Raw genomic sequence first — 22,684 nt, forward strand, 5'->3', positions numbered from 1 at the left:
AAGAGCAGCGTTTTTTATAACATCTACGCTACTTGCTTTTTCGCTGATAATTTTGCTTCTTGTACACTTTTCGCTTGAGCTGTTGATTGGTCAGAAATTTCAAAGTGCAATAGAATATATTCCATGGATTTGTGGGGCCTACACAGTTAATGGTTGCTACTCTGTGTACAACCAAGTATTAATATTCAAATCCAAATCAATTGTTATATCGTCAATTACGTTATTTTCTATTTTAACAGGTGCGGTATTTAGTATAATTTTGATTAAATTTCATGGCGCAATTGGGGCTGCAGAAGCCTTCTTCCTCACCCTATTATTGAGATCATTTTTAACTTTTTTATATTCTAATAAAATATTATCTTTAAATTCTTAAATCATTTATAAATTATTTTGAATTCTAAAATTTTAATTGCTATCCCAGTTTATAATGGCCAGCTCGGAATATTAAAAACTGTTGAAAGCTGCTTGTTGCAAACAGATCCTTGCAAAATCATTATTGTGGATAATTGCTCAACTGATTTAACGGAAAAAATTATAAAAGATCATTACCATACAAATCAATATGTAGATTATTATCGCAATGAAAATAATTTAGGAAGAACTGGAAACTGGAATCGGGTTTTGGATATATTTCAAGGATATCCACATGAGTATATAAAATTCTTGTTTTGTGGGGATGAATTAAAGCCGTCCTGCATTGAAGAGGTTAATAATGTAATCAAAATGTATCCAAAAATTGGAGCAATTGTTTTTGATTATGAATTTAATAATTATGAAAAGATATCTATTTCAAAGAATAAGCTTGATGGATATCTTAGTGTTGAAAAAGTTGCAAAGCTTAACATGATAGATGGTGGATTTTTGGGATCAATAGTTTCTAATGTATATGGAAAGATAGCTATCGGTACTAATAGATTTTCTAGTTTATTTATTGGAAAAAATGATTTTGATTTTTCTGTCCTATATAATAAAGACGCATTTTACATTCCAAAAGTATTATCAAGAACAAATATTGATCATCGAAAAACGTTTAAATTATCTATTGATTACTGGATTCAATGTGAATATGTCTTTAATAGAAGCTTTTGGCTTGAAAAATACAAAAATCAATTGTCAGAATCTGATTATAGTTTTGCAAAAAAACGAATATTTTTAGATTTTATTAAAGCAAATCATGAATATTTTAGCTTTAAAGTTTATTTTGAGGTAATAATTATTTCCTCAAGGATAGCGTTCATAAATTTAATAAAATTATCGTATAAAACCTTTTTAAATCTCTTTGCCAGAAAGCGATAACCTATGCAAAAATTAAGCAATCTTGTACAAAATGCCTACACTAAGCTTGCGTTTCGACTTGATACAACTCGAATATTCTTTGATAAGCCGAAATTTGATTATCAGCCTTTGCCATGGGTGGGCATAAAAGATGCTTCTTTGAGGGGTGTTGAGACTTTTAACCGTTGGCAAGCAATTATTAAATACATCCCAAAGTCAGCTAGAACAGTTAAGGATATTGGCTGTTGTGTCGGTTTCTTTTGTCACTCAGCTGTAGAAAGTGGTTTATATGCTGTAGGAATTGACAATAACGAGCGCTTCTTGAGAATTGCTCGTTACGTTCAATCTAAGTTAGGAAATGGCGATAATGAGGTTTTTATTAATATTAGCATTAGCCCTGATAATGTTTCTATTGTTCCTCGAACTGATGTAACTATTCTTCTATCCATATGGCACCACTGGGTTTTTAGTTTCGGCTTAGAGCGCGCAACTTTAATGTTGCAGGAGGTTTGGGCATCTACGAACATGGCTCTAATTTTTGAGAGCGGGGAAGAGGAGGTGGCTGAAGAGTTTAACTTACCATTCCAAGGCGTGGCATCTGATTGGCTTGAAGCGTATTTGAAGAAGGCTCTTTCTCAGTCGGAGATAGTGCGATTGGGCACATTTGAGGCGGCTAGTTACCCTCACTACAAAATAAAAAATCATCGAAGGACGGTTTTTATTGTTAAAAAGACGTGAAATCTAGCTTGAATGTGGGGGCGCTATCATGTTTTTCTCGGAAGTTAATTTGGTCTTAGCGCATATAGGTATAAGACCTATTTATGCTGAAAAGTACAACGATTTATTGTCACCGGCATTCAAGTGTAAAAACTGGTTTGGGGCCAAGACTGATTTACGTAAAAATGCGAATAAATTAAGCTGGCGGGCAAAATTACTGCCTTGGTTAAATAAGTTTGAGAGAATTGATGGCTTCATGAGGCAAAATTGCCTCTTAAAAAAAAGTTTAAACGGCTACCTCTTCATTGGGAAGGATGAGGGTGTAATTGTTAAGGGGGTGGCATCTAGTTTGGAGCCAAATTTTTTTGATAATTATGTCATCGCAGAGCGCCTATTCCCCGAATTATCTAACCCAGTTATTCGCAAGTTTAGCTTTAATGCGCATGATGTATTAATGCAAAAGATTATTCCAATTAAGAGGCGGCTTAACTGGAGGGACTGGGAAGAAATATATCCGAATATTATCAATCAACTTTTGGGTAATATTTTTTCTTCAGGACACTTTAGCGTTTCCTCGGTCCGAGAAATCAAAATGGAACTAGATTCCAACATTAGCAATTCTATAAGCCAGCAATCTTCTTTAAAAATTCAGTTTAATGAAATTTTCAATTTATTCAATGAGATCTATGGCCTGATCAATCCAAATGAGGCTTTTGATTCCCTCCCCATGGTCATTCAATTTGCGCATGGCGATTTGACTCCAGATAATTGTTTATATACGGGGGATAGGTTTATATTGATTGATTGGGATAATGGCGGAAATCATTGTTGTTTTTATGACTTAATTATTCCCAAAATCTATGACAAAGATGCGTTGGCATGGAAAAAATTTCATCAAATTTCTATGGAAAATATTTTCAATGCAGAATTTTTTGGCCCCTCAGGAGGGATGTTTGTTGAGCACCTTCAAAGGGTTCTTGGGGTTGAACCAGTCGCAACCCAAATCAAGCTTGGAATATTATTTTCTATAGTGGAAATGGCAGTAAAAAACTTTAAAAGGCATCAAACCGATGAGTGGCAAGATGATGGCGGCGAAATTCTCGTCATCATAAAGAAGGTGCTGCTGTCAATAAGGGACTCAATTAGCCCTGGGGAAATCTAATATGTGTTCGATTATCGGGGTATATGCAACTGGAGCCAATAAAATTGGGATCGATCAACATAGGTTCCTAAGCGATGGCTTTAAGGCCATGAGGCACCGCGGTCCAGATGGAGAAGGGAGCATTGTCATTGATGATAAGGTTATCTTAGGGCATCAACGGCTAGCTATATTGGATATTTCTGAAGCTGGATCCCAGCCAATGTTTAATCAAAATTCGGCTCTTATATTTAATGGTGAGATCTATAACTATCAAGAAATTCGTGAAACTTATTTTCATTCTCAAAAATATGAATTTAAGTCCGAATCTGATACCGAGGTTTTGAAGTATTTTTTAGATCACTTCGGGATTGGTGAGTTAAGCAAGTTGAATGGAATGTTTTCGTTTGGTTACTATAACAAATCAGAAAAAAAATTATTTCTTGTTAGGGATCGTCTTGGTGTCAAGCCTCTCTATTTTACTGAGGTTGATGGATATATTTATTTCTCATCTGAGATTACCCCTCTTTATTCGGTAGTAAAAAGCATAAAACTAAATGATGTGGCTATAAAGGCTTACTTTGATGACACGGCTACAGATTACAACTCAGAAACTTTAATACAGTCGATATATCAAGTGGGGGCTGGGGAATATATTGTGATCGATGGTGATGGATTTAAGAAAACTAGCTGGTATATTCTGCCCTCAAGCGAGAAGGCCCCAGATAAGTCCAAAATTGTAGGCGATTATGAGGATTTACTTGTCGATGCAATTCGAATAAGGCTGCGTGCTGATGTGCCTGTTTGCATGACGCTGAGCGGGGGTGTTGATTCGTCGACAATCTACACATTGATCAAGGAACGACTGGGTTTACCTGTTGCTGTTTTTACATTTGATCATCCTGGCGCCGCGACCTCCGAGTTGGATCGAGTGATGGCTCTTACTTCAAAGTATGGGGATTCATGTACTGTTATTACAGATGATTTAGATCTACAGGGTTTGACGATTGATGATTTGTCCGACGACCTGAGTTGTACTGAGTATCCAATATGGAGTTTTTCTACTAGGGCCTACAGATTGATGTATGAGGCGATTGCAAAAAAAGGCTATAAGGTTGTTATTGAGGGCCATGGTGCCGATGAGGTTTTGGGTGGGTATACATACTTAATAAGAGAGGCAATTATAGATTCAATTGAAAGTATGAATTTACATGAGGCCTACAAACTCATACGCATTATCTATTCAACTGGTCATGAAGAGCAAACCACATCAATGCAAAAATGGCGTTTCATGCTATCTTGCATTTTGAATGCATTTAGGTTGCGCGGTATAAGAGTTGGTTTTAAGCCGGCCATTCATGAAGCAATTCAGTACAAAATACTTCCCATTGTTTTAAGAGCTTTTGATCGGCTATCAATGAGATATTCAATTGAGTCACGAGCACCATTTTTGGATTACAGGGTGGTTGAATTTGGATTGAGTTTAGGGCCAAATCAATTGGTAAACCCAATTGGAAACAAGGCAATTCTTAGGGAAATACTAAAAAAATATAACAATAGCTTCATATATGAATATAAAGCTAAGCATGGCTTTTCATCCGACTTGCCAAGTTTAGTTGGGTCCGAGGTGATTAGACGTGCACTATCTAATTTGATAAGAGACTCACATGTGCTGCAAAATTACCCATTGAGAGTTTCTGGCGGGATTGAATATTTTCGCAAGAAGGTTAATGGCGAAGAAGGTTTATTTGAGCCCAGCAAATCTGCATTAATTGCTATTTTTGAGAAAAATATTACAAAAGGCGCAGAAAAATTTGAATAATAAAGTAACGCAGGAAATACAAAGTTTCTTAATTAGGCAGGATTGGTTGGGTATAAACAATATTTTTTATAACACTAGAACGGGGTTATGCGCAAACAACATCAATGATGTTATTGATTTCAATAGCTTTGAATTGGATCCGGACGGACTTATTAATTATCTGAAATTTGGATATTGTGTATTTGGTCGAACCCCTGTTAAAGATGTTTATTTTTTGCGACAAAACGAGGTGCTTAGCAAAAACTCTGAAGGAAAGTTTCAAATATTCGAAGATGAAGATCCGTGCCTAAGTTATCTCTCATTGGTTACTTCTGAGGTTGATGCTATGGAAAAAATTTCCTCGGCTGTGCAATTAACTGCAAACAACTTTAAAAATTCAAATATTTGTATACCAATGAGTGGGGGTTATGACTCAAGGTTGATTAATTATTTCTGTTCCGAACATAAGCATATCCAAGCTTTTACATATGGAATAAGCTTTAAACAGTCTAGGTCATTTGAAGCTGTTAATGCGAAAGCTATATGCGAGAAGTTAAATGTGCCTTGGAAGCTGATTGAGCTTGGGAAATTTCATGATTATTTACCCAACTGGGTTTCATTGTATGGTATTTCCACTCATGCCCATGGTATGTATCAATGGGAGTTTTACGAAAAAATAAAAAGTCGTTATGGCGTCATGCCTGTAATAAGTGGAATTGTTGGTGATGCATGGGCTGGAAGTCCAAATACTTCGGAACCATTAGTGCCGGATGATCTAAAAAATCTTGGATATTCTCATGGAGCTTTTGCTGATGAAACACAGTGCTTGTTAAAATCAAAAGAAGATCTTATTGCTGAAGAATTTGAGAAAAAAAGAATTTTATTAAAAGATGAGAGATATAGAGTGCTCTATTTGGTTCGAACAAAAATGATTCTCCTTTCTTATCTACTAAAGGTTCCAAGTTTTCTTGGATTTTCTGCGCATACTCCATTTGCAGATATTAAGGTGGCAATGTCGATGCTAACGATTGAGCCTAGTAGATGGCGCAACAGACTGTGGCAAAAAGAATTTTTATCGAAGCATAATCTTGATGTAGAGCGCTCTAATTCCCCTATGCTTTATCAAAATGATTTAGATTATTTAGGTATGTTGGAAAGACCATTAGAGCCCTTAAGGATCAATATTCTTTCTAGCGTGTTTCGGCCAAAATATTTAGAGTGGATAAATTCTAATGTTATTGCTACCAAGTGGCATCTTGGCTTTTCCCACAAGGTATTGTCGTCTGGCAGGATTGGTGCTGGACTTCGCCTCTTTGGGCTAAAAGATACAGCTTTGGTTGCCTATTCCGCATATATGACTATCAAGCCTATTGAGGATCTAATGTTGAAAGTTATAGAAAATAACCGTACGAAGTATTTATGAGGCTATTATTTCTAGGTGATTATTGTATTTCGGGAACATCAAAGCCCAATATGGGCCCTAACTTATCCAAGTTATTGGGTTCGGCTGATGTTATTGGGATAAATTTCGAAGGCCCTATTCATGCGGGTGATTTATCTAGGGCAATCAAAGCCGGTCCATCAATTTCTCAGAGCAGTCAGTCACTGGAATTTATAAAATCCGTTGGGGCAACGCATTTTTGTCTTGCAAATAACCACATTATGGATTTTGGATTAGATGGTTTTAGAGAAACCTTAAAAAAGTTTAAAGCAAACGAATATTTTGGCGCCAGCTTAAATAGCGAGTCAATTTATAAGCCATCCATCATCAATGGCGATGAAATATCTATTGGATTGCTTGCTTTTTCTGAGGCTCAGTTTGGGGTACATGGTGATGTGCTGGGGAATAATTACGAGGGTGTGGCAAGGGTAGACCACCCTTTGGCGCGAAAAGCAGTTCAAGATGCCAAGAGATTTTGTGATCGAGTGATAGTTCAGGTACATGCGGGACTTGAAATGGTTGATTTGCCCTTGCCGGAGTGGCGCAATCGTTACCGAGAGTTGGTTGAGTTGGGTGCTGATTTAGTGATTGGGCATCATCCACACGTTCTACAGGGGGCAGAATCTTATAAAGGATCTATGATTTATTACAGTATTGGAAACTTTTATATGGACTTTATGTTTGATCATGGGGAAACCTTTTCTGGAGGCCTTGTAGAGGTGACAGTTGATAGTGGAGGCTTGAATTCAAGGCTTATTCCATTGAAATCCACTATTGACTTGGTGGACCTGGATTTATCAATAACAGCTCAACAAGACTATAAATCACTTTGCGATAGACTGATTAATATCGACTCATATTTGCTGGAGGTTCAAAAGATTTGCGACCATTTTTGGGAACATGTTTATACGAAATATTATGAGGTAGCACTTAATGGATTTGGGGTTCGGATGAAATTCTCGAAACTGCTAAAAAATGCTCATCATATTTTGAGAAACGCCCTACGGTGTAGAAGGTCCGAGCGCGAAAATTATTTACTTCTTTTGCATAATATTCAAATTGAGTCTCATCGATGGGCTGTTGAGCGTGCTATTTGGGGTAAGTTATTTAAATGAATTCCCCAATAATTCTTTTTGCATATGCACGCTTGGATCATTTAAAAAAAACTATTGAAGCATTGTTGCAAAATGCAGAATGCATATCATCGGATTTAATTATTTATTCAGATGCTGCCCGGACCCATGAAATGATGCCTAAGGTTGCTAGTGTTAGAGAATATCTAAAAGAGATCAAAGGATTTAAATCGGTAAGAATTATTTTAAGAGAGGAAAACTATGGGCTCAGCAGGTCAATCATTAATGGTGTAAGTAATACTTTGGGTGAATATGAATCAGTAATTGTTCTTGAGGATGATATAGTCACTTCGCCATATTTTCTCAAATACATGAATGAGGCATTATTGCAGTATAGAAAAGATGAATCTGTGGCAAGTATTCATGGTTACGTTTACCCGGTAAATGAAGTTCTACCGGATGCGTTTTTTTTACGCGGATCTGACTGTTGGGGCTGGGCTACATGGCGGCGTGGATGGGAGGTATTCAACCCAAATGCACGGGCCCTATTGGATGGTCTTAAAGCTGGCAACTTGATCGAATCCTTTGACTTTAATGGTGCATACGGCTATTCAAGAATGCTTGAAAGTCAAATTAGGGGTCTGAATGATTCATGGGCAGTGCGTTGGTACGCATCAACATTTCTTGCAAATAAATTAACTTTATACCCTGGTCGAAGTTTAGTTCACAATATTGGCAATGATAGTAGCGGAACACATTGTTATACCAATAAAGACTATGATGCAATTATGAGCCCCAACCCTATTGATTTAAGCAAAGTGAGAGTTGAGGAATCCAAGTTAGCTAAAGCTGCATTCGAAAACTTTTTTCGGAAAAAAAAACCTTATCTTGCTAGCATATTCGCAAATAGGATTAATGCTATTTCAAGCAGAATAAATAAATGGATTCAATAAAATCAATAATTAAGCCTTGGGTACCTCCGGCTATTCTTCAAATGCTACGTAGCTTATTGCATAAGGAAATTTACTGGAAAGGAAGCTACCCAACTTGGGGAACAGCAGTTGCCTTGTCGTCTGGCTATCATGCGGACGTGATACTAGAGAAAGTATTAGATGCTACGCTCAAGGTTAAGAGAGGCGAATTTGCTTTTGAGCGAGACTCAATTTTGTTTCAAAAGATCCAGTATTCTTGGCCAGTTACTGCTGCATTAATGCTAGCCGCTGCAAAAAACTCTGGAGAGCTACATGTGTTGGATTTTGGAGGAGCATTAGGTAGTAGTTATTTTCAAAACCGCCCATTTTTATTGGGGTTAAAAAAAGTTTCATGGTCTGTTGTTGAGCAGTCAAATTTTGTTCACGCTGGTGAGCGTTATATACAAAATGACATAATTAAATTTTTCAATACAATTAAAGATTGTTTAAAAGTTAATAAACCGAATGTAATTTTACTTTCTAGTGTTGCGCAATACTTGCCTCACGTAGACGATCTTATTTCCGAAATTAACAAAATTGATGCCTCCATCTTAATTTTTGATCGCACGCCATTTGCCTTAGATGAGCGAGAAAAAATTTGCATTCAAATAGTTCCCGAGAAAATATGCAAAGTTAGCTACCCAATGCGAATTTTATCGTTGAGAAATTTGCTAAGTTCGTTAACCAACTGGAAGTTAACCGAAGAATTTTTGTGCCCAGAGGGAGTGAGGCATGTTTTTTTCGGCCCATCCATGGAATTTTTGGGTCTCATATTTGAGCGAGCGAATGATAGATAAAATAAAAAATTTTCGTCGAAATCAAATGTTCTATCCAAATTACATTGGTATTTTTATAAACCCTTTTTATTTGGCTAGAAAAAATTTAGCTGATGCGATCTACAAGCTATCAATTGGGATAAGCGGTAGTTTGATTGATGTTGGTTGTGGCACCAAACCGTACAGAAAATACTTTAAAGTTGATTGTTATCGTGGTTTAGATATTGATAGCGTTGAGGCCAGAAAGAAGGCGATCGCTGATGATTTTTATGATGGATTTAGTTTTCCATACCAAGATGAAATTTTTGACTCTGCCCTATGTAATCAGGTTCTTGAGCACGTGTTTAACCCAGACAACTTTCTTTCCGAAATAAATCGAGTTTTAAGGCCGAGCGGAAAGTTGCTCTTAACTGTGCCGTTTGTATGGGATGAACATGAACAGCCCTATGACTATGCACGCTATTCGAGTTTTGGACTTCGGACACTGCTTGAAAATAATGGATTCAGAGTTATTACTCAGCTAAAACTTGGGGCAGATGCATCAATTATTTTTCAGATTGCAAATGCATATCTTTATAAAGTAACTCTGAATTGGCCAAAGATACCAAAGTTATTTTTTACCTTTACCATTATGGCCGCAATTAATCTATTTGGAATTATTGCGGGTAGGCTATTACCAAATAATCCCGATCTTTTTCTTGATCAGGTTATATATGCGGAGAAAGTTTTGTGACTATTTATTCTGGTAAAAATGTGCTTATTACTGGCGGACTTGGTTTTATTGGATCCAATTTAGCGCGCATACTTGTGGCGCAAGGTGCGAAAGTGACCCTTGTTGATAGCCTAATTCCTCAGTATGGCGGCAACTATTTTAATATTGTTGGTATAAGAGATGACGTTGCTGTAAATATTTGTGATGTGCGCGATCCGTTTTCTATGAGATATTTATTGCAAGGTATGGATTATCTGTTTAATCTTGCAGGCCAAACAAGTCATATGGATTCAATGAGTAATCCTCAAGCTGATTTGGACATCAATGCTGCAGCTCAGCTATCGATTTTAGAAGCTTGCAGACAGGTAAATCCCGAAATTAAGATAGTATTTGCTAGTACGCGGCAGTTATACGGTAAGCCCGATTATCTTCCTGTAGATGAAAAGCATCCTGTGCGCCCAGTTGATGTTAATGGTATCAATAAGTTAGCAGGCGAGTGGTATCACTTACTTTATAACAATGTTTACAACATTCGCGCGTGCGCCCTTCGCTTAACTAATACCTATGGTCCGGGAATGAGGGTTAAGGATGCCCGTCAAACCTTTCTTGGTATCTGGGTTAGGCTTTTGATTGAGGGTAAGCCAATAAAGATTTTTGGTGATGGCATGCAACTTCGTGATTTTAATTATGTTGATGACTGTGTCGATGCGCTACTATTGGCTGGTGCAAGTGACGAGGTGAATGGGAAAGTTTACAACCTTGGCAGCTCTGAGGTTGTGGGGCTAAAGTCCTTGGCGGAAATGATGATTGCCTTAGTTCCGGGAGGGGTGTTTGAGTTGACTCCTTTTCCGTCAGATCGCAAGGCTATAGACATTGGCGACTATTACAGTGATTTCAGCTTAATTTCGAGAGAGCTTGGTTGGTCGCCGAAGGTTCCGCTATTGATGGGTCTTAAAAAAACTTTGACCTACTATAAAAAACATCAGGAAAGCTACTGGGAAACTTAGCTTGACATGATGATGCCGTCGGGGCTGCCAGGCTCGTAAACTTTTAAATACTAGGTGAAAAATATGATTCTGATGAATGACTTTAAGGCTGAGCCGCCTGAATTGAGAGAGGCAATGATGGTTGCGGTGAGGCGAGTGCTGGAATCAGGTTGGTATGTTCTCGGAAATGAAGTCGCGACATTTGAAGCTAAGTGGGCGAAACTTTGTGGCGTGAGTCATGGTGTCGGTCTAGGTAATGGCATGGATGCTATTGAGATTGCGCTTCGTGGGTTGGATATTGGGCCTGGAGATGAGGTGATCACTACATCAATGACTGCTTTTGCTACTGTACTTGCAATCCTGCGCGCGGGCGCTACTCCTGTAATTGCAGATATTGAGTCTGAAAGTGCGCTTCTTTCACTTGAGAGCGTAAAGCGTTGTATAAGCAAACATACGAAAGCTATTGTGCTGGTACATATCTATGGACAGATGCGCGATATGGAGTTGTGGCAAGATTTTTGTCATGAAAATGGCGTTTATTTGATTGAAGATTGTGCGCAAGCGCATCTTGCTACTTGGAGGGGTAAAGTTGCAGGCAGTTTTGGTGTTGCGGGCGCTTATAGTTTTTACCCTACAAAAAATTTGGGCGCTCAGGGTGACGCTGGGATGTTGGTAACTCAAGACATAGGTCTGGCGGAGCGAGCTGAAAGGTTGCGTAACTATGGTCAGAGCGAGCGTTATCACCACCCTGAGTTGGGTATGAATAGTCGGCTCGATGAAATTCAGGCTGCTATGCTGATTGAGCGATTGAGTTGGTTACATTCCTTTACTGAGCGAAGGGATTATATTGCGGCAGCATATCGTGACGGCATTAAAAATTCGAATGTGAACCAGCTTTCAAGGCCACAAGAGGCTTCAGCTCATGTCCATCACTTATATGTAGTTACATCACGTCATCGACAAGATCTTCAGTCTCATTTATTGGGGCTTGGGATACAGACGCTCATTCATTACCCAATACCCATTCATAAGCAGAAACCATGCATGGCATTTAAATCTGATCCCAAAGGCTTAAAAGTTAGCGATGGGCATGCTGCAGAGTGTCTATCATTGCCTTGCCATCCGCAACTTACCGATAATGAAATTGCAAAAGTTATAGATGGCGTTAATTCATTCGGAATAAAATGATGGAGCATTTTGTAACGTTATTTGATAGTCTTTTTATGCCGCAAGGTATAGCGCTGCAAATGTCAATGGAAAGGCATCTAAAAGACTATACCCTTTGGGTGGTCTGCGTAGATGATACAGCCTTTGAAGTTCTATCAAGACTAAAACTTGAAAATGTTCGCCCCCTTCAATTGCGAAAGTATGAGACCGAAGAGTTATTAAGGGTAAAGGGAGAGCGCACTATAGGTGAGTATTGCTGGACCCTTACGCCTTTTACGCCGAGCTTTGTATTTTCTGAAGACGCCTCAATTGAACGAGTTACATACCTTGACAGTGATGTATGGTTTCTTGATAAGCCTTCAGTTGCATTTGATGAGCTAGGGCACGAGAAGTCTGTCTTGATAACAAAACATGCATATTATCCTGAGTATGATTTTTCAGATAGCGCAGGAATATACTGCGTTCAATTTATGACCTTTGTCAGAGGGCCCTCGAGTTCTGTATTAGATTGGTGGCAAAAGAGATGTATAGAGTGGTGTTATGCAAAATACGAGGATGGTAAGTTTGGAGATCAGCTATATCTAAATAAGTGGAGCGAGCTCTTTCCAGATAAGGTGCATATCCTCTCATATGGTGGCTATACCTTAGCGCCATGGAATATTCAACGCTACCCATACAGCGATGCCTTTTTATATCACTTTCAAGGTTTACGCTTGCTAAAAAACAATAAAGTCTTATTGGCGCCTCCGTTAGCAATGATTCAACCCATAATGAATGGAATTTACCGCCCCTATCTACTGGATATTAGTAAAGCTATAAAGTTACTAGCCGCAGTTAATTTTATTGCGCGCCCCCAAAGGCCAAATGTATCAATCAAGGAATGGGCAATATCTATAGCGAGGGAAATTAAAAGATTAATTAATAAATTAGGGCGAATTAGAGTGGTAAATCTTGATTAAGATGTGCGCTCAAATCATAGGCGCTATATATTTTTTATCAACCGAATAGATTGCTGCTAATTTAGTATGCATAACCCGTTTTTTTAATGACTTTTTTACAATCACCCATGATGCGTCGATGTAATTTAGAGATTTTAATTGTTTTTTTATTGCTAAGCCCGGGGTTAAGTTTAATCGCATTTATTACTGGCTTCTATCTGCCGAATAATCACATTGTATATTTAGCGGCATTTATACGTGCAATCACTGCAGAGAAGGTTGATCGCATAATTTTTCTTCGATCCCTCTATTTTTTTATTGGAATTACAGCAATTTTTCTATTAAGATCTTCTTTGGGTGTATACCCAACGATCAGTGATATAAATTTTATAGTAACCTATGCTGCATTGCCATTCGTCACTCTTTTTTTTATAAATTCGAAGAGTTTTGTTAATGCTTTTTTGGCTTATGCAGTAATTGCTAGTGCATGGTCTTGGGTGCAGCAAATATTAATGAATTTTGGCGCAGAAGGTGTTTTGCTAAGTCTTCTTACTTATCCAACACAAGTTGCTGGATATGTCTTTGACATTTGGGCGCCATACCTATATCGGGTGCCAGGATTTCAGTTGGAATCTTCCCAGTTTGCATTTATGTTATGTCTCGCATTGGCCCTAACGTATATGACGGAAGAGCGGAGGGACTGGAAAAAAATCTGTTTTTTTACGGCAACCATTCTTGCGAATGGATCTACCACTGGGTTTGGCGGATTAATCATAGTTTATGCGTATGCAAAAAAAATCAGCATTAAATCTTTTGGTATTCTGATTGCCCTACTTATTATGTGCCTGGCTATTTACTCATGGACAAATCTTATTGATGTGCAGTTAGCCAAGGTCTATGACGCAGTAAAAATACTAAGTGGCGATTTTTCTAATTTTGAATCCGATAGGATTCTTGGTTTTTTTCGTGTCTTTGAAAATAGCTCTTTTGAGGAAATTATTTTTGGAAGGGGCCTAGCTTTTTATGGTGGATACGATTTCTTTTCAGTCAGCGTTATTGGCTTAGGAATGATCGGGATTTTCATTTGGGCCAGCTATTTTTTTTCTTTTTTTACTCGAGAAAGTTTATTGTTGATTTATTTACTCTCCTTTTACTTGATTTCAAATGGATCTTTGCTTGATCCAAATTACCATATCGTTTTAATGTATATAATATTGAGATATCGAGACTTTATAAAGTATGCAGTGGTAATAAAAGATCCAGGAAAGCCTTAAGAATGCAGGTCGATATAACTATAATTACTGTAACTCGCAACGACTTGGAAGGGCTTAAATATACAGCGCAATCTGTGATACCAAAGCTAACTGACCATATCAGATGGGTAATTATTGACGGGGCATCAAGCGATGGAACTGCAGACTATATTAAATCCATATCTGATCATCTTCATTACTTCGTTTCAGAGCAGGACGGAGGAATATATAGTGCAATGAATAAGGGGGCTCTTCATTCCCCTGTGGATTCATATCTTATTTGGATAAACTCTGGTGATTCTTTATTGAGTTTACCCATAATTGATGGAAAATGTGATGCATATTTCTATGGGGTAAAAATAAAAGAAAATGGTGTTGATAAAATACCATTTATTCCTAATACTTTTGGAATAGGTTCAGTATCCCCGTGCGCACAGTATTTTCACCAAGGATTTTTTGTTAGGCGTAAAATTTTTTTACCACTTATGTACGATGAGAGTATTGGCTTATCCGCAGACATGTTACTAATGCTCCAGGTCGTCAAAAATTTTAGTTGTAGAGTGTTGCCTGAAGTTATTGCGCTCTATAGTGCCGAGGGTCAATCAAATTCTAGACCATTGAGTTTATTGTTATCCCACTTAAAGGTGGTCAGCAAGCTAAAACTTTCTATATTGAAATATATCACCATAAACAATATATTTGTCATTAAATGTATAATTAAGTCTATAGTACCATTTTCGTGGCTGGTTATTTTTCGCACCTATCGAACTGAAAAATTTTAGTAAGCTTTATAAGTCTCGGAATTTTTTTTATTACCATTCTTGGCGAGTATTTCGAGCTGTTATAACCTATTAGGTAAAAGATTTGCTGAATATACGTCACTCTAGCGATACTTTATTTTCTGCGGCGCCCATAAATTCTGATGTTGTTGCGGTAATTGTAACTTTTAATAGCGATCTTAATCTCCTTACGCAATCCTTGGAATCACTGGTGAAGCAATGCGTGGTATTCGTGATTGATAACTCAACAGATATTATTTTCCGCGATGAAATTGAAGGGTTATGCATTAATTATGATGTTAACTTTCTAGCGCTTGGTGCAAATTTTGGTATTGGACATGCGCAAAATATAGGAATTAATTGGGCACGCAAAAAGTCATTTACAGAAATACTTTTTATGGATGACGACAGCACGCCATCGAATACTCTTGTTGCTGATTTGTTGCGCGCAAGGAAATTATCGCCGGTTCAGCCTGCAGTGGTGGGCGCCCGCACAATAAGTGCTGGTGGTGAAGACCTTAGCAATGCAAAAACCGCTGATACTAATCTCATATTGGTGCCCTGTAATGAATTGACAAGCTCAGGCGCACTTATATCAATGGACATATTTAATCGAGTGGGGGTATTTGATTCTCGATTATTTATTGATTGTGTGGATTTTGAGTGGGGATGGCGTGCCAAATCCCTAGGTGTGCCACTTTTTTTGTCTGCTTCGGTGTCAATCCAGCACCGACTGGGGGTTTGTACTCGATTTGGGTTAAGGTTGCCGACCCCGATTCGTCATTATTATCAGTACCGAAATATCTTGAGAATGATGCTATTTTCAAAATCTCCTGTTTCCTGGCGCTTAATACAATTGATTAAATTGCCATTAAAATTGGTTCTTATTATCTTGATTGCCGACCGTAAATTTCAAAGAATTTGTTATTCAATGTGGGGGATTAGAGATTTTATTGCAGGTCGTGTAGGTGAGTTTAATCATTAGCAGTCTTGATTAACTAGGGGATGTGTAAATGATGAACGTATCAATTATTGCTGGCGGTGCTGGATTTATAGGCTGCAATTTACTACCAATGTTGGCTCAAGAGGGGCGGCAGCTTGTTATCCTTGATAATCTTAGTCGCGGACAAGAGCGCTATCTAGGCTCAGCAAAATCGATCGCTCATGATCGAATTCATTTTTTCAATACTGATTTATCGGATAGGTCTGCAACTCTAAATGTTTTTAAATGGGCTAAAGGGCTTGGCTTTGTTGATGAAGTTTGGCATTTGGCTGCAAACTCAGATATACCTGCTGGAGTTATTGACCCCATGGTGGATTTAAAAGATACATTCTTAACTACCTTTGAAATATTGAACGCAATGAAGGAGTGTGACATTAGGTCTATTCATTTTGCTTCAAGCTCTGCAATTTATGGTGATCTTGGGTCGACTTTATTGCATGAGGGGATAGGCCCATTACTTCCGATCTCAAATTATGGTGCAATGAAGCTTGCTTCTGAAGCGCAGATAAGTGCTGCTGCTGAAAATTTTTTAGAGCGTGCAAATATTTTTAGATTCCCAAATGTTGTTGGTACGCCTGCGACGCATGGTGTAATTTTGGACTTTATTAATAAGCTATATAAGAATGATAATGTTCTTAATGTTTTAGGTAATGGAACCCAACAGAAGTCATACCTTCACGTTTCAGATTTGGTTAATGCACTACTTTTAATTCGCAGTAAATCAATTAAAGGAAATGTAGAGGTGGTTAATGTTGGCCCGATAGATGAAGGTATAACTGTTAAGTCAATTGCCGAGAAGGTGGTGGCCAACATCAGCCCGAATGCTCAAATTATTTACGGTGAAGGAGGCAAGGGTTGGGTAGGTGACGTCCCAAAATTTACCTACTCAACTGAACGCTTACAGTCATATGGATGGCTTCCAAAATTAAATTCTGCTCAAGCTATTGAGCGAGCAATAAATGAGATTTCTTTGGAACTGGCTAAATGAGTTTCTCTGGATTTCATAAGGCTCCGAAAGTATCATGTATTGTTCCTTGCTTCAACGAAGATCCTGTTATCCTAGAAGAAAGTTTAAATAGTTTAGTGAGCCAAACCTATGAAAATTTTGAATGCATTGTTATTGATGAAAGTACAAAGATTGAAACAATTAACGTATGCAAAAAGTTTTGTGAAGCAGACGCTAGATTTTTATATGTGCATCCGAGTAGTAGGGTGGGTTTAGCAGCAAGCCTCAACTTAGGAATCAGGACGGCGAAGGGGGATTTAATAGCTAGATTTGATTCCGATGACGTATGTTATCCCGATAGATTGGCTTTGCAGGTGAGGTATCTTGAAAATCACCCAGAGGTGCATGTTGTAGGGGGTGCTCTAGATGTAATAAATACATCCGGGCAGTTCATAGGGCATAGGGATTACCCATTAAATCATTCGGAAATTGTAAAAAAATTTATATATTCCAACTCTATGGCGCATCCAACTGTAATGTTTAGAAAGTCGATAGAGTCAATATCTGGTGGCATATATGACCCATCATTTAGATTTGCGGAGGACCTGGAGCTTTGGCTTAGACTTTTGAGATTTGATATTAGGTTTGCAAACTTACCATATTCATTGGTCAAGTATAGACAGGAATATACAAATCGAACAAAAGAAAATTGGAAATTTAATATTAAGGCACGCATTAAAAATTTTTCTAGGCCGCACAGCTTTGAAAAAATTATTGGAATTTTAGGTATTCTCGCTTGGGCAAACTTGCCACAATCGCTGCAAAAATTTATCTTCCGCTCGATTCAATTTAGAAAATGATGAATAGGTTTTTGCACTATCGAAGGATCATGTAATGAGTTGTCAGGTTGCAATTCTTGCGGGTGGCGTGGGGTCTAGACTCAAATCTCGTACCGGTGATTTACCAAAGCCTATGACTCTGATTAATGGCGTTCCAGTGCTCGAACATCAAATTAATCTTTGCTATAAAAATGGGTTTACTAAAATTGCATTGTTAGTGCATTACCAATATAGAATGATTAAGGAGTACTTTGGAGACGGGGCCAAATTTGGTGTTGAGTTAGTTTATGTGGTTGAGCATGAAGCTAGAGGAACTGCGGGCGCTTTATTAGATGCTTTAGATGTTATGGGTAGCCGTTTTCTTGTTCTCTACGGCGATACTTATGCGGATATAAACTTAAAGATGTTTTGGGATTTTGATAGTAGGCGTAAATCTGCTGGCACTTTATTTCTGCACCCCAATGATCATCCTCAAGATTCTGATTTGATGGAAGTGGGTGACGACGGAGCATTGATCAGAGTGCACTCATACCCGCATCCCGAAGGTGTTGATTACCAAAATTTAGTTAATGCTGCTCTTTATATCCTAGATAAGGAGAGCTTAATTAATGTTATTCCTGTTGATCGAAAAACTGATTTAGCTAAGAATACTTTTCCTGCTCTATTAGATGTTGGGAAAATTCTGTATGGATATGTGACGCCAGAATATATCAAGGATATGGGTACGCCGGAACGTTTGGATAAAGTTGAGCGGGATATCAATCAAGGTTTACCAGAAAACTTATCGGGACGTAATCCTAGGACCGCAGTATTTCTCGATCGGGATGGTACATTAAATTTAGAGGTTAATCATTTAAATGCTCCGGATAAGTTAAAGCTTTTGGATGGCTCTGCAGAGGCTATCAAGCGAATCAATAGAGCCGGAATATTGGCCATTGGCGTTACTAATCAACCAGTATTGGCGAGAGGGGATGTATCGCCGGAGGGCTTGAAAAAAATTCATGCTCGGCTGGATAGACTTCTTGGGGAAAAGGGCGCTTATCTAGACCGTATGTACGTTTGTCCACATCACCCGGATAAAGGCTTTCCAGGAGAAATACCAGAGTTGAAGATGGAATGTCTCTGCCGCAAGCCGCAAACAGGATTATTTGATTTGGCAGTTCAAGAATTAAATATTTCCCGTCGGGATTCCTGGATGGTGGGCGACACCACGGCGGATATTTTGGCTGGTAAGCGAGCTGGTCTAAGCACTATTTTGGTAAGGACAGGTTTTTCTGGAAGGGACTATAAATATGATGTTGAGCCAGATTTTGTGGCGAATGATCTTGTTGGCGCTATAGAATGGGTTTTGCATGGGCATACTAATGCTGTTTCAAAATTAATGCCATTGGTATCTTGCGCAGCAAATTCCAGAGTAATTCTGATTGGAGGTGCATCTCGTTCTGGCAAATCGTCAATTGCTAATGTTTTGGCTGAATTGCTAAGCTTAATCGGTAAAAAATCTCATGTATTGCCTTTAGATGGGTGGTTGAAGCCTGCAGAAGAGCGTCAAGAGGGTGCCGGAGTTTTGGGCCGCTATCGGTTAGAGGTCCTTATTGAGCAAGCAAGAAGAGTAGCTTTAAGCCCTGTAAGGTTTGATATTGAGTATACAGAGTATGACCGTAAGCTTAAGCAAGTTCAAAAATCTAAAAAAGCCTCAATAGGCCCCTCGGATATCGTAATATTTGAAGGAGTGCCTGCAATATTAGATAAACGCCTTCTTGATTTAGCAAATTTAAGTATTCATGTTGATGTGGATGATGCCTTACGTATGAAGCGTTTGCATGAGGAGTATTTATGGCGCGAAGAGCGGCAAGATGATTTTATGAAAAAAATTATGTCCCGAGAGATTGATGAGGTTTCATTAATCAAGTCTGCTGCTCATAAGGCAGATTACCAAATAAATTTTTAGAGCCAGAATGATAGTAAGTAAAGCACCATTGAGAATGAGTTATGTTGGGGGTGGTAGCGACCTACCTTCTTTCTATAGAGAAGAGGTAGGCGCGGTCTTATCAACATCAATAGACAAATATATTTATGTTGCCGTTAATAAGAAGTTTGACGGAAAAATACGTCTAAGTTACTCAAAAACAGAGGAGGTAAATGAGGTGTCTGAAATTGAGCACCCATTGGTGCGTCAAGCTTTAAGTATGCTATCCATTCCAGGTGGGATAGAGATTGCGTCCATGGCAGACATCCCATCTCGTGGATCTGGTTTAGGCTCTTCTAGTTCCTTTACAGTAGCCCTATTAAATGCACTGCATGCATTTAAAAATCAATATGTATCCAAAGAAGCATTAGCAAAGCAATCTTGCGAGATAGAGATTGGTCGTTGCAGAGAGCCCATTGGCAAGCAAGATCAGTATGCTGCTGCTTATGGTGGTTTGAATTTAATTCGTTTTCATCCAGATGACTCCGTCTCAATAGATCCAGTTGTTTGCAAGCCCGAAACTATCAAAAAGATTGATGAATCAACTCTAGTCCTTTTTACTGGGCGAACTAGGAGCGCTTCTGATGTCCTAAAAAACCAGTCAGAGGCAATGAAGCTGGAGCAGCGTCGTATTCTTATGCGTCGTATGGTTGAACTAGCATTTGAGTTAAAGAAGGAGTTGGAGTCTGGGGATGTAGAGAATTTTGGTGCAATTCTTAATGAAAATTGGCGCCTTAAATCTCAGTTAGCCAGTGGAATCACCGATCCTCAAATAGATGAGTGGTATTGCAAAGGTATTCAGGCTGGAGCAACTGGCGGGAAATTATTGGGCGCTGGAAATGGCGGGTTCATTATGTTTTATGCGCCCCCTGAGAATCATGAAAAAATTAAGACCTCATTAAGTGGCCTAACTCCTATTAAATTTGGGTTTGACCGAAATGGCGCCCAAATTGTCTTTTACAGCCCAAATCATGGATAGGTTAAATAAAGTGAATTTTTCAATCGATAATTATTTCAAGGCTCATGCAGACCTTGCTTCAAATTTAAATATACCCATGTTTCAGGCTGGAGTAGACTTAATCAAGCAAAAGTTTGAGGATGGTAAAAAAATTATTACCTGCGGTAACGGAGGGAGTGCATCAACAGCATCCCACTATGTTACCGATTGGAACAAGATGGTTAATTTAGCCACGGGAAAAAAATTCCGAGGAATTTCATTGTGTGACAACATTGGCTTGATTACTGCTTACGGTAATGATATATCTTATGATGAAGTCTTTGCTGGCCAGTTAAAAGCAATCATGGATAAAGGCGACTTACTGGTTGCTATTAGCGGTAGTGGAAATTCACCAAATGTAGTTAAGGCAGTTGAGTATGCTAATAGCATTGGTGGGGATACTTTAGCTATAGTGGGATATGATGGCGGTAGGGTGAAAGAGTTATCTCGATTTTCTGTTTGGGTGGAGTCTTTTGATATGCAGCTATGTGAGGATGTACATCTAATGTTTGGTCACATGGTGATGAAAACCTTATGTGGATTATCGATTAAGTAATGAATGTAATTATCGGAGGTAGCGGCTTTATAGGTACAAGGCTATCAGTACTTCTTAGCCTATCTAAAAAACCATTCCAGATTATTGATAAATCCCCAAGTGACTTTTTCCCTGAAAAGGTATTAAGTGCAGATATCCGTCTGCCATTATCGATTAGTTTTTCTATGGAGCCATCAGCATTGATTAATCTTGCTGCAGAGCATCGTGATGATATTCGACCATTGAGCTTATATGACGAAGTGAATGTAGATGGAGCTAGAAATGTATGTGATTTAGCTAGAGAAAAAGGCATTAATAAAATAATCTTCACTAGCTCAGTAGCGGTTTATGGTTTTGCTCCCTTGGGAGCCAATGAATCTGCTGTAATTGCCCCTTTTAATGATTATGGCCGCACTAAGTGGGAGGCGGAGAAAATTTATAAAGATTGGCAGGCTGAAGATCCCGTAAGGCGTACCCTAGTCATTATTCGCCCAACCGTAGTTTTCGGAGAGGGAAATAGGGGGAACGTCTTTAATTTGCTTAGACAAATTGCTTCTGGTAAGTTTTTAATGGTTGGGAGTGGCCTAAATAGAAAGTCAATGGCCTACGTTGAAAATGTTGCAGCATTCTTAGAGTATTCTTTGGAATTTAAACCAGGCGTGCATATATTTAACTATATTGACAAGCCGGATTTCACGATGAATGCTTTAGTTGCGCATGTGAATAAATTATTGAATAGGTCTGCTGATGTTAAATTTAGATTACCATCTTCAATTGGCCTTTTAATTGGTTCTTGTTTTGATCTGATCGCAAGAATTACTGATAAAAAATATCCCATTAGCGCAATTAGGGTTAAAAAGTTTTGCGCTAATTCGGTGTATGAATCAGCAGTCGATTCTACTGGTTTTATTCCGCCAGTTCCATTGATTGAGGCGATTGAAAAAACAGTCCGTTTTGAGTTTATGGAGGATCATAAAGCTGAGAAAGTTTTTTATTCGGAATAATGATCGCGGAATTAACTCATTTCAAATCTTTGGGCAGCTATCTTTAAGCCATACAGGTTATCAATAGGCGGCTTCCCGGTTATAAGTTAGAAATCCTAATTCTGTTTCGACAAGGATTCGTAGCGGGAAGGTTGTTATTTGGAACTTGGGCTGCTATCAGTTTCATATGTTCAGCAGGATGAGCACAAGACAATGCCGACTAGGGCATTTCGGGCAATAAAGTGACCACTAAGGATTATCGGCACCGGCAGATTCAAGACATAAATTTTTTTAACAAAACCAACTAATTCTCATTTAGAGTGGGGCGGGGGATTCACCGGTTCTCCCAAATCCTGGGAAAAAGTAAGTGATTGCGCCAATCAAT

Annotated in this window: 22 protein-coding genes; all 22 read left to right on the forward strand. The window is 38.5% G+C overall.

Annotated elements, in window-relative coordinates:
• Positions 1–373 (forward strand): hypothetical protein (locus ICN23_RS05975; RefSeq protein ID WP_216231317.1); only part of this gene is annotated, 373 nt, incomplete at its 5' end.
• Between the two features lie 17 nt (positions 374–390).
• Entirely contained in the window at positions 391–1,296 is a 906-nt protein-coding gene (locus tag ICN23_RS05980) for a glycosyltransferase family 2 protein (protein WP_216231318.1), read from the forward strand.
• Between the two features lie 3 nt (positions 1,297–1,299).
• Positions 1,300–2,013 (forward strand): hypothetical protein, encoded by a 714-nt coding sequence (locus tag ICN23_RS05985; protein WP_216231319.1) that lies wholly within the window; start codon positions 1,300–1,302, stop codon positions 2,011–2,013.
• Positions 2,014–2,041: 28 nt separating this feature from the next.
• Positions 2,042–3,154, forward strand: a complete 1,113-nt coding sequence (locus ICN23_RS05990) for a phosphotransferase family protein (protein ID WP_216231320.1) — start codon at positions 2,042–2,044, stop codon at positions 3,152–3,154.
• 1 nt (position 3,155) lies between these two features.
• Positions 3,156–4,952: an asparagine synthase (glutamine-hydrolyzing) gene (gene asnB / locus ICN23_RS05995; protein WP_216231321.1), complete on the forward strand. Its 1,797-nt coding sequence runs from the start codon at positions 3,156–3,158 to the stop codon at positions 4,950–4,952.
• A complete protein-coding gene (locus tag ICN23_RS06000; RefSeq protein ID WP_216231322.1) occupies positions 4,945–6,354 on the forward strand; it encodes an asparagine synthase-related protein in 1,410 nt (469 codons plus the stop codon). The genes asnB and ICN23_RS06000 overlap by 8 nt, the downstream gene beginning before the upstream one ends.
• Positions 6,355–6,404: 50 nt before the next feature.
• On the forward strand, positions 6,405–7,487 hold the full coding sequence (locus ICN23_RS06005; RefSeq protein ID WP_216231323.1) for a CapA family protein: 1,083 nt from the start codon (positions 6,405–6,407) through the stop codon (positions 7,485–7,487).
• Complete coding sequence (locus ICN23_RS06010) at positions 7,484–8,398, forward strand: glycosyltransferase family A protein (protein WP_216231324.1); 915 nt, start codon at positions 7,484–7,486, stop codon at positions 8,396–8,398. Before ICN23_RS06005 ends, ICN23_RS06010 begins: the two co-directional genes overlap by 4 nt.
• A complete protein-coding gene (locus ICN23_RS06015) occupies positions 8,386–9,213 on the forward strand; it encodes a methyltransferase, TIGR04325 family (protein WP_216231325.1) in 828 nt (275 codons plus the stop codon). The genes ICN23_RS06010 and ICN23_RS06015 overlap by 13 nt, the downstream gene beginning before the upstream one ends.
• Positions 9,203–9,925: a bifunctional 2-polyprenyl-6-hydroxyphenol methylase/3-demethylubiquinol 3-O-methyltransferase UbiG gene (locus tag ICN23_RS06020; protein WP_216231326.1), complete on the forward strand. Its 723-nt coding sequence runs from the start codon at positions 9,203–9,205 to the stop codon at positions 9,923–9,925. Before ICN23_RS06015 ends, ICN23_RS06020 begins: the two co-directional genes overlap by 11 nt.
• Positions 9,922–10,911 carry an NAD-dependent epimerase/dehydratase family protein gene (locus ICN23_RS06025; protein WP_216231327.1) on the forward strand — a complete coding sequence of 330 codons (990 nt, stop codon included), beginning with the start codon at positions 9,922–9,924 and terminating at the stop codon, positions 10,909–10,911. Before ICN23_RS06020 ends, ICN23_RS06025 begins: the two co-directional genes overlap by 4 nt.
• Positions 10,912–10,974: 63 nt before the next feature.
• On the forward strand, positions 10,975–12,078 hold the full coding sequence (locus tag ICN23_RS06030) for a DegT/DnrJ/EryC1/StrS aminotransferase family protein (RefSeq protein ID WP_216231328.1): 1,104 nt from the start codon (positions 10,975–10,977) through the stop codon (positions 12,076–12,078).
• The gene (locus tag ICN23_RS06035; RefSeq protein WP_216231329.1) at positions 12,075–13,016 is read left to right on the forward strand and encodes a hypothetical protein; all 942 of its coding nucleotides are present in this window, start codon (positions 12,075–12,077) and stop codon (positions 13,014–13,016) included. The genes ICN23_RS06030 and ICN23_RS06035 overlap by 4 nt, the downstream gene beginning before the upstream one ends.
• A gap of 86 nt (positions 13,017–13,102) precedes the next feature.
• Positions 13,103–14,269 carry a hypothetical protein gene (locus tag ICN23_RS06040; RefSeq protein ID WP_216231330.1) on the forward strand — a complete coding sequence of 389 codons (1,167 nt, stop codon included), beginning with the start codon at positions 13,103–13,105 and terminating at the stop codon, positions 14,267–14,269.
• A gap of 2 nt (positions 14,270–14,271) precedes the next feature.
• The gene (locus ICN23_RS06045; protein ID WP_216231331.1) at positions 14,272–15,030 is read left to right on the forward strand and encodes a glycosyltransferase; all 759 of its coding nucleotides are present in this window, start codon (positions 14,272–14,274) and stop codon (positions 15,028–15,030) included.
• 82 nt (positions 15,031–15,112) lie between these two features.
• Positions 15,113–16,012 (forward strand): glycosyltransferase, encoded by a 900-nt coding sequence (locus ICN23_RS06050; RefSeq protein WP_216231332.1) that lies wholly within the window; start codon positions 15,113–15,115, stop codon positions 16,010–16,012.
• Between the two features lie 28 nt (positions 16,013–16,040).
• Positions 16,041–17,018: an NAD-dependent epimerase/dehydratase family protein gene (locus tag ICN23_RS06055; protein WP_255532714.1), complete on the forward strand. Its 978-nt coding sequence runs from the start codon at positions 16,041–16,043 to the stop codon at positions 17,016–17,018.
• Positions 17,015–17,836, forward strand: a complete 822-nt coding sequence (locus ICN23_RS06060) for a glycosyltransferase (RefSeq protein ID WP_216231333.1) — start codon at positions 17,015–17,017, stop codon at positions 17,834–17,836. Before ICN23_RS06055 ends, ICN23_RS06060 begins: the two co-directional genes overlap by 4 nt.
• Before the next feature lie 34 nt (positions 17,837–17,870).
• A complete protein-coding gene (locus ICN23_RS06065; RefSeq protein ID WP_255532715.1) occupies positions 17,871–19,766 on the forward strand; it encodes an HAD-IIIA family hydrolase in 1,896 nt (631 codons plus the stop codon).
• A 7-nt stretch (positions 19,767–19,773) separates the two neighbouring features.
• Positions 19,774–20,763 (forward strand): GHMP kinase, encoded by a 990-nt coding sequence (locus ICN23_RS06070; protein ID WP_216231335.1) that lies wholly within the window; start codon positions 19,774–19,776, stop codon positions 20,761–20,763.
• A complete protein-coding gene (locus ICN23_RS06075; RefSeq protein ID WP_255532716.1) occupies positions 20,735–21,337 on the forward strand; it encodes an SIS domain-containing protein in 603 nt (200 codons plus the stop codon). Before ICN23_RS06070 ends, ICN23_RS06075 begins: the two co-directional genes overlap by 29 nt.
• On the forward strand, positions 21,337–22,320 hold the full coding sequence (locus ICN23_RS06080) for an NAD(P)-dependent oxidoreductase (protein ID WP_216231336.1): 984 nt from the start codon (positions 21,337–21,339) through the stop codon (positions 22,318–22,320). Before ICN23_RS06075 ends, ICN23_RS06080 begins: the two co-directional genes overlap by 1 nt.
• Positions 22,321–22,684: the final 364 nt, after the last annotated feature.

The organism is Polynucleobacter sp. MWH-Jannik1A5 (assembly GCF_018881795.1).
Taxonomy (GTDB): Bacteria; Pseudomonadota; Gammaproteobacteria; order Burkholderiales; family Burkholderiaceae; genus Polynucleobacter.